13 protein-coding genes are annotated in these 13303 nt (G+C 39.1%); 6 read left to right on the top strand and 7 right to left on the bottom strand.

Annotation, left to right across the window (positions count from 1 at the left end; all coding sequences use genetic code 11):
• Nucleotides 1-37 precede the first annotated feature (37 nt).
• The 5 genes from ACEW8O_RS08390 to ACEW8O_RS08370 form a co-directional block, all read right to left on the bottom strand.
• On the bottom strand, nucleotides 38-634 hold the full coding sequence (locus ACEW8O_RS08390; RefSeq protein WP_373494172.1) for a mobile mystery protein B: 597 nt from the start codon (nucleotides 632-634) through the stop codon (nucleotides 38-40).
• Nucleotides 625-1086: a mobile mystery protein A gene (locus ACEW8O_RS08385; protein ID WP_373494171.1), complete on the bottom strand. Its 462-nt coding sequence runs from the start codon at nucleotides 1084-1086 to the stop codon at nucleotides 625-627. The genes ACEW8O_RS08390 and ACEW8O_RS08385 overlap by 10 nt, the downstream gene beginning before the upstream one ends.
• Before the next feature lie 275 nt (nucleotides 1087-1361).
• The gene (locus tag ACEW8O_RS08380; protein WP_373494170.1) at nucleotides 1362-1589 is read right to left on the bottom strand and encodes a DUF4172 domain-containing protein; all 228 of its coding nucleotides are present in this window, start codon (nucleotides 1587-1589) and stop codon (nucleotides 1362-1364) included.
• Nucleotides 1590-1660: 71 nt separating this feature from the next.
• Nucleotides 1661-2242, bottom strand: a complete 582-nt coding sequence (locus ACEW8O_RS08375) for a hypothetical protein (protein ID WP_373494169.1) — start codon at nucleotides 2240-2242, stop codon at nucleotides 1661-1663.
• A gap of 186 nt (nucleotides 2243-2428) precedes the next feature.
• A complete protein-coding gene (locus tag ACEW8O_RS08370) occupies nucleotides 2429-2845 on the bottom strand; it encodes a PIG-L deacetylase family protein (protein ID WP_373494168.1) in 417 nt (138 codons plus the stop codon).
• Between the two features lie 331 nt (nucleotides 2846-3176).
• Between ACEW8O_RS08370 and ACEW8O_RS08365 the strand changes: the two genes are divergently transcribed.
• From ACEW8O_RS08365 to ACEW8O_RS08350, 4 genes are all read left to right on the top strand, one after another.
• A complete protein-coding gene (locus tag ACEW8O_RS08365; protein ID WP_373494167.1) occupies nucleotides 3177-3842 on the top strand; it encodes a TetR family transcriptional regulator C-terminal domain-containing protein in 666 nt (221 codons plus the stop codon).
• A 9-nt stretch (nucleotides 3843-3851) separates the two neighbouring features.
• Nucleotides 3852-5171: an ABC1 kinase family protein gene (locus ACEW8O_RS08360; protein ID WP_373494166.1), complete on the top strand. Its 1320-nt coding sequence runs from the start codon at nucleotides 3852-3854 to the stop codon at nucleotides 5169-5171.
• A 229-nt stretch (nucleotides 5172-5400) separates the two neighbouring features.
• Nucleotides 5401-5751 (top strand): DoxX family protein, encoded by a 351-nt coding sequence (locus tag ACEW8O_RS08355; protein WP_373494165.1) that lies wholly within the window; start codon nucleotides 5401-5403, stop codon nucleotides 5749-5751.
• A complete protein-coding gene (locus tag ACEW8O_RS08350) occupies nucleotides 5748-6098 on the top strand; it encodes a DoxX family protein (RefSeq protein ID WP_373494164.1) in 351 nt (116 codons plus the stop codon). Before ACEW8O_RS08355 ends, ACEW8O_RS08350 begins: the two co-directional genes overlap by 4 nt.
• 490 nt (nucleotides 6099-6588) lie before the next feature.
• Here the strand turns inward: ACEW8O_RS08350 and ACEW8O_RS08345 are convergent, their stop codons facing one another.
• A complete protein-coding gene (locus tag ACEW8O_RS08345; protein WP_373494163.1) occupies nucleotides 6589-9177 on the bottom strand; it encodes a discoidin domain-containing protein in 2589 nt (862 codons plus the stop codon).
• Between the two features lie 467 nt (nucleotides 9178-9644).
• Here ACEW8O_RS08345 and ACEW8O_RS08340 point away from each other — a divergent pair, with 467 nt between their 5' ends.
• Complete coding sequence (locus tag ACEW8O_RS08340; RefSeq protein WP_373494162.1) at nucleotides 9645-10736, top strand: glycoside hydrolase family 18 protein; 1092 nt, start codon at nucleotides 9645-9647, stop codon at nucleotides 10734-10736.
• 347 nt (nucleotides 10737-11083) lie between these two features.
• Here the strand turns inward: ACEW8O_RS08340 and ACEW8O_RS08335 are convergent, their stop codons facing one another.
• Complete coding sequence (locus ACEW8O_RS08335; RefSeq protein ID WP_373494161.1) at nucleotides 11084-12220, bottom strand: sorbosone dehydrogenase family protein; 1137 nt, start codon at nucleotides 12218-12220, stop codon at nucleotides 11084-11086.
• Between the two features lie 613 nt (nucleotides 12221-12833).
• Between ACEW8O_RS08335 and ACEW8O_RS08330 the strand changes: the two genes are divergently transcribed.
• Nucleotides 12834-13303: ATP-binding cassette domain-containing protein (locus ACEW8O_RS08330; protein ID WP_373494160.1), on the top strand; the 470-nt coding region annotated here is incomplete at its 3' end.

Raw genomic sequence — 13303 nt, 5'->3', positions numbered from 1 at the left:
AACTTTTATGAGAAAATAAAGCCTAGAATATCCATCTCTAATTTTGTGCAAATTCAATTAATGGTGAAATGTTTCCATTATCAGCTTCTCTTAAAGCGTTAATGTACTTTTTTCTAATTTCGCTAGCTTTAACCATTTTTGATTGATGCCACGAAAATATTTTATTTCCAAATATTGATTCCATCATTATATCAGCCATCATCCTGGAGTGTCTTCCATTTCCATTTGAAAAACAGTGAATAGATACTATCCGATGCTTGAATCTTATGGCTATTTCTTCAGGTGGAAAAGTTTTGTTTTCTATCCAATATTTTGTGTCATACAGTAAATTCTTTAATTCAATCCCAATTTGTGTCCATGATGTTCCAATATTTTTTTCGGTCCTCCTAAATTCTCCTGCCCATTTCCATACATCGCCATACATTTTTTTGTGTAAGTCTTTTATGAACTTTTCTGTCAAAATTTTTTCAAGTTTGAATTTAGTATGAATAGTCCATTCAACCGCTTTTTCAATGTTCAGTTGCTCGAATTCATCAAGTTCCCCTTGGGTAGTAATTGACTTAATTTTTAATCCCTCTTTTTCAGCAAAGTCTAAAGGTGTTTGCCCATCTTTATAATCGAATTCTAATCCCATAATGACTTTCTCATCTCTCGCTTTATTTCGGCAGCGAGTTCCTTTATGGTTTTTGCTATTTTTGCATCTCCAATTCCTTGGTCCTCTAATTTCATGTTTTGATTGGTCCTTAACACTATTTTTTGGGCTAGCCTTTCTGCTTTTATTTGTATCAAATTATCGATGGTCCCATCTTTTGGGACCAGTGCATATACTAACTTTAAGTCCATTGCATTGGCTACATCTTTTAAAGAATTAAGTGTTATCGTTCCATTAGACTCACTTTCTTCAATTCTTTTAACCCCCTGTCTTGTTATATTTAATTTGGTGCCAAGTTGAGCCATTGTCATATTCAGGGTGGTCCTGATTGCATTTATCCATCCGCGTTCTGGAACCAGACCCATTCTTGTTTGGGAAAATGGTTGAAGCTTTTGATCCAACTGTTTAATTAAAAGTTTTTGTTTATTTCTCATTTTTTGTAAATTTTTAAGTTTACATTTTATATAATATGTAAACATATGAATTTACAAATTTATAAAAAAGTCAATATATATGTGTACAAAAAGAAAAAAAAGTAAACAATTAAGTTTACTTACTACGGCTTTTTTAAAATAAAAATCAAGGATTCTGAGCTATGAGCAGTTGGGATCTTTACCCAAACCTGAACAAGTACAATAGGTTCAAAGGTAGCAATTCAAACTTGTTCTACCATTGGGAACTGGGATAGTAATTAGCCGAACTTAATAGCTTAATCTGAATGCATAGTAAGAGCTCCACCTTCTATTTCTGAGGATTTAAGTACATCAAGCGTTAAGGTGTCCAACAAGGCTTCATTTTTTAGGTCGAATCCTAAGGATTCCATTTTTCCAAGAAGTCTTCCTTGCAGATTTCTCGCCTCACTTAATAAATTAAGTATTTTATCAATATTCCATGTGAAATGAGGCCAATCGGCATGTTGATGAATAAAAGTTCCCATTCGTAGTATATTTTGCAACGAATATCCATATTATTCAACGCACCACAAAATTAATTCATTTTCTTTCCAGTTTATTTTGCTGCTTCTTTCGGCTCATAAAGCTTAAAGCTCTCCATGAATTCATTTATCTTCGATGTTTCCGGGATTCGCCGCAACGCTGCAAAAGCGACCGTATAAATCCTTGAACCCTTTTTTGCCAAACGGATGGAAACCATAGAGTTTGTATCTCTCGAAACAGGAAACAGCTTATAGCTCAGGCATTTTTGAAAACCCTGGAGTTGTTCAACCGACCTTTCATTAACAGAAAAATTTCCGAAAGTTGCCGCCAATGTCTTGACCGTCTGATCGAACATAGCTTCTACCTCCCATGAATCTAATATCGCTTGCGGCAGGTCAGAATAACTGACTATATAATGGTGTTCGTCCCCAAAAGAGGTGTTAAAAGTCACTGTTTCTATGGTTTCCGTACCCCAAATAGTTTTTTGAACACTAACACTCGGTTCCCTAGGAAATTTTGCAAGAAACCTTCCTTCAGTCGAGCCAAATAATCCTGATTTAGTCTGAATTATATCAGGCCTTTCATCTGAGCAGGATAGGAGATGTAAGGAAATCAGCAATAAGCATATATTGCTTTTCTTTAGTCGATCGCGCATACTTTTTATTTTTTGTATTTATTATTGTTGCTAACGTGTTGGTTTTGTGACGGCTGCGGTTTTCGAAGCTGCGTCCTGTTCCACGAAACGTAAACGAATTTAAGAAAACTAAACTTTATACCAACCTGTCACCCGCAGCTGGCACAAACCCGGTGTTGCGCTGGCGGCTTCGTCCACTCTTTTTAATTAGTCCCAAAACTCAGTCCTGTTTTTTAGACTTATAGCAAACCATCTAAAATACTTTGTGTTTGCTTTATCCTTTGTAGCTAGGTCAATCAACTCATTAATTTCATCAGGGGTAAATTGTGTCACGTAACATTTAGCCGCTTCAATCATCTTTTGTTCGTCTCCGTCAGAATAAACGACTTTTAGATTAATGTATTTTTTATGTACGTAACTTAATTCATTGTTATCAATCACATCTTCCTTGATGTCCACTGGGAAGTATAATGGATACTTGTCCACCCAACCCTCTCTTAGTAATAACTCGGTCACCATTGCACCAGTAACAATATGCTCAGGATGTCCGTATTCCCCATCCGGTCCAAATGTTAGTAAAACGTCTGGGTTAATTTTTTCGATATACTTTTTCAGTTCTTCCATTGCCTTCTTGCGACCATCCAGATATGGTCGAACTCCGAATTTTGTATCAAGTCTGTCAATATGTAAATAAATGGGCGGATTGATTTTAAATTTTCGTCACATGAGATTAATAGTCCTACGAGAATCACTGTCATTATAAATTTTATTAATTGATTCAAATTTCTCTCGATGTTACTTGTCTGACAATATTGTAAACGTTTTGCTATTGCTAATATTGATGATATACCTACTATAAAACTAAACCATTTTTCAATAATTCAACCCGATTTATTCCACTTTTCTAAACTTCATATCCCTTTTCTAGGTTATGCCTCTAGTAAACAATGCCAACATGGAAAAAGCAAAGCCAAATAAAACTACGAAAGTAGATCATAGGACAAAAATAATAGTCGGATACGTCGAACATGTATTGGAACATGGCAAACAGCCTGCCTCGGTTTTCAAGTTTGCTAAGGCACTTAAAATGAATGAGGAGGAATTTTATAACTATTTCACCTCTTTCGAAGCCATCAAATCAGCCGTTTGGTCCAAGCTTTTTGAGGATACCATCAATAACCTTGAGTCACAGGAAGTTTTCAAAGAATACAGTGCGAGAGAAAAGCTGCTTGGATTTCTTTTCACACTTGTTGAAGAACTAAAGAAAAACCGTTCTTATTTACTTTCTCTCTATGGAGAGAAGAAAAATATGAAAAGTCTGCTGCCTACAGAAGTGAAAGTGTTCAGAAGCAAATTCAAGGATTTTGCGAATGAGATCATTTTGGAAGGGAAGGAAACTGAGGAAATTGCCAGCAGACCGGTGATTTCAGACCGATACGATGAGGCACTTTGGCTGCAGGTGTGGTTTGTATTTCAATTTTGGTTGAAAGACACTTCCCCAGCCTTTGAGAAAACCGATGCGGCGATTGAAAAATCCGTCAACTTGGCCTTTGACCTGATGGGTAAAAGCGCTTTTGACACCTTTATCGATTTCGCCAAATTTTTGTACCAGAATAAATAGAATTAACCCATGAGTAATAAAGTAAAAGAGCAGCAGAGTATCCCTGTATCCAAAGTTCAGCGGGCTGCTAAATTCATCAGTACCGGTGCAAAAGTTGGGGGTAATTACATGAAGCATTACGCCAAAAAGGTTGTGAATCCTTCCATGACCAATGAACAGCTGCATACTGACAATGCATCTGACATTTACAATTCATTGAGTCAGATGAAGGGATCGGCTTTGAAAATAGCCCAAATGATGTCCATGGACAAAAACCTGCTGCCAAGAGCATACCAGGACAAGTTTACCATGGCACAATATTCTGCACCGCCTTTGTCCTATCCTTTGGTGGTCAAGACCTTTCAGAAGAGTTTTAAAAAATCACCGGACGAAATGTTTGACACATTTACTCGATCTGCTGTCAATGCGGCATCTATCGGTCAGGTACATCAGGCTACCAAAGACGGAAAGAAATTGGCTATAAAAATCCAGTATCCTGGGGTGGCAGATTCAGTAACTTCTGACCTGAGACTCGTGAGGCCTTTTGCACTTCGATTGCTCAATATGAATGAAATAGAGCTTGACCACTATATGGGTGAAGTTGAAGAGCGTTTGATTGAAGAGACAGATTATTTGTTGGAAGTGGAGCGGTCCAGAGAGATATCTGAGGCATGTGGACATATTCCAAATCTCAAATTTCCTGTATATTACGATGAACTGAGTGCGGATCGGATCATCACCATGGATTGGATTTCGGGAAAACACATCAAAGAATGGATGGATACCAATCCTTCGCAAGAGTCCCGAAACCAGATTGGTCAGGCACTTTGGGATTTTTACCACCATCAAGTACATAACTTAAAGCAAGTACATGCAGATCCCCATCCGGGCAATTTCATCATTCAGGAAGGAGATCAACTGGGTATTATCGATTTTGGCTGTGTGAAGGTGATCCCCGAGGATTTTTACCAGGGCTATTTCGCTTTGATCAAAAAAGAACTCTTGATCAATCAAAAGGATTTAGATCAAATTTTCTATGATTTGGAATTTATCTCTGATAAAGACACTGAGGTTGAAAAGTCCTTTTTCAAAGGCATTTTCACCGAAATGATATCACTTTTGGGTAAACCTTTTCATGTTGACAAATTTGACTTCGCCGATGATGATTTCTTCAATGAGATATTCCAATTGGGAGATAGAATTTCCAATGATAAAATGTTCCGAAAGTCTAGGCAGGCGAGGGGTTCCCGTCACGGACTTTATATCAATAGGACCTATTTTGGTTTGTATAATCTGCTCAATCAATTGAAGGCTGAAGTGAATACCACAAAACCAGAGTGGATAAAATGATCTGTAAACAGATAAAAATCAGGCCCCTATTTTGTTTTAATAAAATTTCTCGTTAGCAATAAATTAGAAAGTCCTCTTGAATAAAAAAGTTTTATGATACATCAGTAGATGGCTTTTGTTGAAAGTTGATCAAAAAGAAATTTATTCATGTATCTTGATCAAAAATCGGTATCCAATCCAAATAGGCTTTGCAAAACCGGTGTATTCTTAGGACTTCAAAAAAAAGATGATGGCAAATTTATCTATAATAGCGCAACTGATAGTTGCTGTTTCTATTGTAATCGTATGGGTATTCCGTTTTGAGAATATCGAAAAAGAATTTAAAGAGTATGGATTGAATACATTTATGCGTTCGGCTGTGGGTGCTGCCAAAATAGCATTGGCAACCTTACTTGTGGCAGGTATTTGGTATCCTTCTTTGGTTCTTATCCCGGCTCTACTCATGGCTTTCCTGATGGTCAGTGCCCAATATTTTCACTTTAAAGTGAATAATCCTTGGCAGAAACGTATGCCCTCTTTGTTTCTTTTGATTCTTTGTCTATTTATAGCGGCAGTTTCTCTCAATTTAATCCCTGGATGAGTTTATTAGTTGGATTGGTGCTTTTCTCAAGTATTTCTTTTTTGATTTATGGGATAGCTTATTTTACATCACCCAAAATGAAAAGTGAATTCACCCGTTTTGGATTAGAAAAATTCGGACCGCTTACAGCTATTCTAGAGATTTTGGGAGGCTTGGGCTTACTCGTTGGTTTGATGTTTAATTTTTTTTTATTGATATCCGCAGGAGGTTTAGCATTGTTGATGCTTTTGGGAGTAGGGGCGAGGCTTAGAGTAAAGGATGGATTTTTGGAAATGCTACCAGCTTTGTTATTTTTTGTTCTCAATTCGTTTATATTTATTGAATCAATAAAAATTATTGGAGATTAAAATTTCTAAAGATGGCAAGAAAATGGCCATCAAAATTTAATACCTGTTCTTTGCAGATTCTTTATGTTTAGGGATTGGCAAGGGGTTCAAGATATGGGTTGTATATCAACAAAAAATATTTTGACATTTATAATTTACTCAATCAATTAAAAGCCAAAATCATCTCCACGAAGCCGGAATGGTTGGAGTCAACGAAAAAGTTGTATACTAGATGTTTTTGATTTTTGTAATTGGATTCTGTCCCGTTAGGGACATCATATAGGTAAAACAAAACTAGAAAAAGGAGAATATTGTGCCTTTAGGTACAAAATATATTCCGTACCTAAAGGCACTCCATCCTCCTTTAATTTTTCTATTTCTACCTACATCATGTCCCTAAAGGGACTAGAGCTATCGAGATTAATTTAGGTTTTTTGTCTATTATTACCCCGATAAAATCCCTTATTAGCTTTTAATGAAACAATGATTGTCAAACCCTATTCACTTTGATTTATCTCGAAAACAGCTTCAAATTTTTCATTGACCAAGGTTTCTCTCCTTTACTATTTGTTTCTATTTTCAAATAGGTAGATTTTCCTTGGGGATTCCAGTTCAAGGTATTTATTCCTGCAACACCATTTTTCTGACCGACTTTGTTCCAGGAGGTTCCATCTGAGGAGATGAATACGGAATAGCTTATCGGAAATCCATCTTTACCGGAATCAAATTGCACTTCAGTAAGTGTCTGGGGAGTCGGTAATTCGACCAAATACCACATTCCGGGTTCTTGGGAGGATTCCGTTTTCCAACCTTTAAATGAAAATGCATAGGATGGATCTTTTGATGAACCTACTCCCCCCAAGGCTGTGCTACTGGCCTTTATTATCCAATTATCCTGATGGGGCAAGGATTTGGGAATATCTCCCATCAATTCTTCGAAGGAATAATTTCCCTTTCTGGTTTCGGTCTCCTTTCTGATTTTGGCTACATATTCCGGAGTAACAAATGTCCCACTGTTTCCGAAGTCATTCCGGATATAGGACAGGACGGAAGCGATATACGCATCATCGTTGGAAATCATAGCAATCATGACTCCTTCATATTCCTTGGAATCAATAGGGCCGGAAAGTCCATGCAACATGACCTTGACAGCATATTCGGGATGGTTCAAGATCCTTGGCGAACCGGAAAAAGAAGGTGCAATCAACCTACCGTTCCCAGCAGGCGATCCCAAACCTTTGGGGCCGTGACAGGTCGAACAGTAACCATCATAGATAGATTTTCCTTTGACAAAAAGAGCCAATTCATTTTTCTCAAACCTTATTATCGATGCTTTTTTGGCCTCCTCAATTTTCTCTAGAAGTTGGCTTCCGATTACCTGAATGCCATTCGAGCTGTTTTTTTTCAAGGTCTCCTTGATCAACAGGTCGACTTTTTCAATTTTCAACACGTGGGCACTAAGAAGTGCCTGTATGGCGACATCAGGATGATTGTCTTCTGCAGCTGTACTGTAAAGTACCGAAATGCTTTTTTCCCCATACTTATACAAAGTTTCTGCCGCCCTTAACCCTTGGATTCTAATGTTGGGATTGGGGTCTACGGCAAATTTTTTGACCAAATCAGATTTCAACTCTCCCAAACCTTCCAAGGTCCAAAGGGCATGGATTCTAGCAAGTTCATTGGTTGAACTTCCCGCCATGGTGATCAGGTCAGGGACGATGGTTTTGTCCTGATTGAGGATGAGGGTTTGTTGGGCCATATCCCGCCACCAACCATTGGGATGCTCCAAATGGCGAATCAATTCCTTGGCTGATTCCTCATACATCCTTGGCTTTTGTGTATTTCTAGGCATCCCTTCATAGGAAAGTCTCCAAATTCTGCCATTACCGACAATATCCTCCATTTGATATTGTTGTATTTTTGTCCGTAGGTAACTGCCCTCCTGAGTCCATTCACCTTCTTGAATGATTCCACGGTATAAATCCACGATGTAAAGAGTCCCATCAGGGGCAGTAGCCATATCCACCGGTCTAAATAAAGGGTCAGTGGATTGGATAAATTCTGAAGCTTCACTGATATACTTGTTTTGTAAATAAGACAACCCTTCCACATTTTCTGAACCTATTCTTCTTACAATTCTACCTACAGGTTCTCCGTACAGATAATCCCCTACAAGGTCTTTGGGTAGCCGGTCACCTCTAAAGACATCATTACCGGCGGCACCTGTTACGTTTGATAATGATCCGTCAGGCTTTGCTTCCTGCATCCCAGGCTGAAAATCCGCATAAGTGACAAGACTGTAAGGAACCCGAAATCCCTCTTTAAGTGCCCCTTTCACATTGAAATTCCCATAGATGATTGGGAACTGAAAGCCTTGTGGAACTCCACCTGCACCGTCCTGGAAAAAAAGCTTACCATAATTGTCCTGGGTTACTCCCCATTGACCCCAAGGATTTCCACTATCTTCCTGTATCACCCCGTTCGGCGTCCAACGAATCCGCTTATTATTGTATGTACTGTACATCCAATTATCCAAAGCCCATGTGAGGAAGCTGGTCTGATGCTCGACATTGCCTGATCTGCCCAATCCAGAGGCGAAAAGTTCTTTCTTATCCGCTTTACCATCCAGATTGGTATCTGTATACCGATAGACGTGGTCCTCATTGGATTCCATGGATAAAATGCTGTTTGGCCCGAATGGAACTACATATCGTGGAAAAACCAAACTGTCCAAAAAGACTGTTCCAGTTTCATAAACCCCATCCCCATCCAAATCTTCCCAACGGGAGATTTGGGAAGCAGGTAAGAGTTCCCCTGTTGCATCCAAATCCTGCATGTAAGTCCGGAGTTCCAGGACATACATCCTGCCATTCCCATCAAATTGGATGGCAGCTGGTTCGCGTATCTGTGGCTCTGATAAGACAGGTTCGATTTTAAATCCCGGCTTTAGGACAAACGATTTCTTTTGTTCATTGGCGGAGACAGGGATTACAGGAGGTTTGGGGCTAAGGTCTATTCCTTTCCAGATTTTTGACTCAAGATCAGCCCCTTCCGGAATGCTGACAATAGGATATGGCTCCGATTCACGATTTGGATCCATGGATTCTGAAGGTGATACATCAAACGGTGATCGAATGGGTTCTTGACAGGAAAAGAATATTATTAATATTAAGACAGAATAAAAGGAAACTTTTTTGACTGAATTCATAAAGCAAATACTATACATAAATTAAAACCTTATTAAATGCTTGATAAAGCAAACAGGGATTATCCGAAAGCGAAATTTCACCATAAATTCAGTTCATGAATTCTGTTTTTCCTGCTTAAAGAATCTTCCGCAGGAAGTACAATGAAATTTACATGGATAAAAATATTTGGTTTTTTCCAATTTTATAATTTTTTTTAAAAAGTATTTTATCATTTTAAAAAAAATTATTCAACACAATAAGACTCATGTACGGCAAATCTCTCTCTTCCTTAGTAATAAGTTTAGTTTTTACGCTTTTCTTAGGATGTACATCCCCGTCAGTCCAAGAAAACAAGACAGAATCCGATAAAACAGTCATCATGGCTTATTATGTCCCGGAGAAGGATTATCAGCCCGATATTATTCCGGTCGAAAAATTAAGTCATATTATATTTTCTTTTACTAAAGTCATTGATGGGGAGATGGAGTTCAGCAAGCCGGAGATTTCAGGACCTAAGCTTGAAGCCTTAGTCTCCCAAAAAAAGCGGAATCCATCCCTGAAGGTAATGATTGCCTGTGGAGGTTGGGGAGCAGATGGGTTTTCTGATATGGCTTTGACCGATGAGAGCAGGACAAAATTTATTCAAAGTGCAAAGAGATTTATTGAAAAATACCAATTGGATGGAATGGACATGGACTGGGAATATCCGGGGATCTCAGGTGCCGGAACCAAGGCCAGGCCGGAAGATACCCAAAACTTCACCCAACTGATGAAAAGTCTCAGACAAATGCTTGATACTTTCGATTCACCAAAGATCCTGACCTTTGCTTCTGCCGGATGGGAGCGGTATTACGATTTCATTGAAGTTCATGAAGTCATGAAATATGCAGATTTTATGAATGTCATGACTTATGACCAAGTTTCTGGTGAGTCAATTTATACAGGGCATCACACCCCGTTAGGAAACGTACCGAGTGAAGACATTGCAGGGACTCCTTTTCAAGCGCATTTGGACAGCTTATATGCGGTTAAGGAAAATCCGGATAACCATCCCCGATCAGCTGAAAAAATAATTGATTTCCTCCTTAATGAAGGAGTAAAACCTGAGCAATTAGTGATTGGGTCGGCTTTTTATGGGCGAGTTTGGGAAGGCGTTCCTCCCGTCAACGAAGGCTTATATCAACGGAGCAAAGACATTCACATCGGTTGGCTTTCTTATGATAAGATCCGCAGCCAATATGAAGCCGATAGTAATTTCCAACGGTTTTGGGATGACAAAGCCAAGGCACCCTTTATGTATAATTCGAGAGACAGTTTGTTTGTTTCCTATGATGATACCGTCTCAGTAGCACTCAAAACCCGCTATGCTATACAAAAGGGATTGGGAGGTATCATGTTTTGGCAATTGGGAAATGATACAAAAAGTAAAGGGAGTCTTTTGGATGCAATTTATGCTGAACATCAAAAATAAATTCGTCAATCGATAAAGTTAAGGTCCCAGGAATTAAAGGCCTGGATATTCCCTTTTGGATACCAGATCAATTTTAGATATCCGTGCCTTTCAGGCCCATGAAAATGGACTAATTATTATTCTTTTATGAATGGGAGGTGCCCATTCCTTTGATATCAAGGCCTTTCAGGCTTATTCCTTCATCCCATACTCACATTCTTCTTAACTGAACACCAACAGTGCCTACTTAGTAACACAACTGAAAACGGCCCACTGAAAACTGCCCACTGCCTAATGAAACTGCCCTTTGCCAACTGAAAACTGCCAACTGATCACTGCCAACTGAACACTGAATACTGCAAACTTCCTCACTTCCCTCCATAACTGATTCTATAAACACAATTTGCCATATCATCTGATACCAGCATGCTGCCGTCAGGCATTTGCAACACATCCACAGGTCTGCCCCATACATCTTGGCTCTCGTGGTCCAACCAACCTTCTGCAAAAACTTCCTCTTTCACTACTTTTTGATTTCCATCCAACACTACATTGGTCACTTGATATCCAATTTTCTTGCTTCTGTTCCATGAACCATGCTTGGCGATAAAAATATTGTTTTTGTATTGTGTGGGAAATTGGTTGCCGGTGTAAAAGCGCATTCCCAATGGCGCTGTATGTGGACCCAATTTCAAGGCAGGTGCAGTATAGGCTGATTTGTCTTTACCCTGATTGCCAAACTCAGGGTCTTTTACATCACCTGCATGATAATAAGGATAGCCAAAATGCAACCCCTTTTGAGGTGCATGATTGAGTTCACAGTCAGGTATGTCATCTCCCATCATGTCCCTACCATTATTGGTAAACCACAAGTCTTTGGATTCCGGGTGCCAGGCAAAGCCAACACTGTTTCTGATCCCATGGGCAAAAATTTCAGGTTTGATATTCGATGAGTTGACATCAATTCTGGTTATGGAAGCAAATATTTCTTCCTCTGATTTGCAGATATTGCATGGGGCTCCAACGGGCACATACAACATCCCATCTGGGCCAAAAGCGATGAATTTCCAACCATGATGCGCTTTGTCAGGATATTGGTCATAGACCACTTCGAAGGTAGGTTTGTCCAGATTGTTATCAATATCCTTAAATCTTAAAATCCGACTGACTTCAGCTACGTATAGGTCTCCGTCCTTAAAAGCCACTCCGTTTGGCATCCTGAGACCTGAGGCCAAAGTGTATTTTTTATCTGCTCTACCATCCCCATTGGTATCCTTCAGGGCATAAACATTTTTTCCTTGTCGGTTGCCTACAAAAACAGTACTTCCATCAGCATTCATGGCTAAAGACCGTGCATTATCCACATCCTCAGCCCAGACCTCTATTTTAAAACCCTGAGGAAGTTTGATGGTTTCCAACTGTATATAGGAATCCTTTTTTTGAGCATTGCAGGAAAATGCCACAAGGCAAAAAAATGCGATCAAGGTTATTTGGTGTTTTTTCATGGTGTTTTTTAATTTTCAATGTCATGGTATTATCCGTCATGCTGATTCTGACGGCTATCGGGATCAGCATCTCACGAGGATCCGAAAATGATAAATATTAAACATATATAGAACCTTTTGAGATTCCTCGTGCCTCGGAATGACGTAATCGGAGCAGCCAGTCACCACGTAGGAAGGGTCTCATGTGGAGCAGTAAATGATAGATTTAAACATAAATAGGACCTCTGGAGATCCCTCGTGCCTACCAATGACAGATTTCTTAGCTGCCGTCACCCTTCTCCCGATGGCTATCGGGAGAAGGGTCTATCGAGGATCAGGAAATGTATTATAAACATAAATAGGACCTCTGGAGATTCTTCGTACCTCAGAATGACGGCTGCCTAGGGGGTAACTTGATGTCATTTTCATTTCTGAACATTATTAAAATGTTAAGGTGTCTGAATGACGGATCTTTTTTCTCGGCACTTAATACATAATCACCTTAATACTGCCACTGCCTACTGATCAATGATCACTTCCCCACGAATTTACCCAAATTTCCCTTTTTTACCCCTATGCGTTTAATATTCCTTCCGAAATCCTTTATTAATGGCAGAATAGTTATTTTTGCAGCATGTTATCAATCAGTAATCTTTCATATTTCATTGGCGGCAGGGCTTTGTATGAAAATGCTTCGCTGCACATTAAACCAAAAGACAAAATCGGACTCGTCGGATTCAACGGTACCGGTAAGTCCACCTTATTAAAAATCATCAATGGCGACTACCAACCTTCCTCCGGAGAGGTACAAAAAGCCAAAGGCACAACAATAGGTTTCCTAAATCAAGATCTGCTTTCCTATCAGTCCGAGGACAGTATTCTGAATGTGGCTTTGGAAGCCTTTCAAGAGACTTTGAAACTACAGGAAGAAATAGATGCTGTTCTTAAACAAATGGAGACAGATTATTCGGATGAAGTTATCAATAAACTAGCTAAGCTTCAAGATCTGTTTGAGGCCAACGAGGGATATACTATTAAAGCCAAGGCCGAAGCAGTTTTAGAAGGTATAGGATTCAATACAAAAGACCTGAACAGGCCTTTGAA

It is taken from the genome of Aquiflexum sp., from assembly GCF_041749095.1.
GTDB lineage: Bacteria > Bacteroidota > Bacteroidia > Cytophagales > Cyclobacteriaceae > Aquiflexum.
Note: the sequence above shows the minus strand (reverse complement) of the source record. Positions and strands in the feature narration are given on the sequence as shown.

Bases quoted from the DNA above. Each gene is read 5' to 3' on its own strand.
- ACEW8O_RS08390 (WP_373494172.1), bottom strand. From the start codon at position 634: ATGGGATTAGAATTCGATTATAAAGATGGGCAAACACCTTTAGACTTT.
- ACEW8O_RS08385 (WP_373494171.1), bottom strand. From the start codon at position 1,086: ATGAGAAATAAACAAAAACTTTTAATTAAACAGTTGGATCAAAAGCTT.
- ACEW8O_RS08380 (WP_373494170.1), bottom strand. From the start codon at position 1,589: ATGGGAACTTTTATTCATCAACATGCCGATTGGCCTCATTTCACATGG.
- ACEW8O_RS08375 (WP_373494169.1), bottom strand. From the start codon at position 2,242: ATGCGCGATCGACTAAAGAAAAGCAATATATGCTTATTGCTGATTTCC.
- ACEW8O_RS08370 (WP_373494168.1), bottom strand. From the start codon at position 2,845: ATGGAAGAACTGAAAAAGTATATCGAAAAAATTAACCCAGACGTTTTA.
- ACEW8O_RS08365 (WP_373494167.1), top strand. From the start codon at position 3,177: ATGGAAAAAGCAAAGCCAAATAAAACTACGAAAGTAGATCATAGGACA.
- ACEW8O_RS08360 (WP_373494166.1), top strand. From the start codon at position 3,852: ATGAGTAATAAAGTAAAAGAGCAGCAGAGTATCCCTGTATCCAAAGTT.
- ACEW8O_RS08355 (WP_373494165.1), top strand. From the start codon at position 5,401: ATGGCAAATTTATCTATAATAGCGCAACTGATAGTTGCTGTTTCTATT.
- ACEW8O_RS08350 (WP_373494164.1), top strand. From the start codon at position 5,748: ATGAGTTTATTAGTTGGATTGGTGCTTTTCTCAAGTATTTCTTTTTTG.
- ACEW8O_RS08345 (WP_373494163.1), bottom strand. From the start codon at position 9,177: ATGGATCCAAATCGTGAATCGGAGCCATATCCTATTGTCAGCATTCCG.
- ACEW8O_RS08340 (WP_373494162.1), top strand. From the start codon at position 9,645: ATGGCTTATTATGTCCCGGAGAAGGATTATCAGCCCGATATTATTCCG.
- ACEW8O_RS08335 (WP_373494161.1), bottom strand. From the start codon at position 12,220: ATGAAAAAACACCAAATAACCTTGATCGCATTTTTTTGCCTTGTGGCA.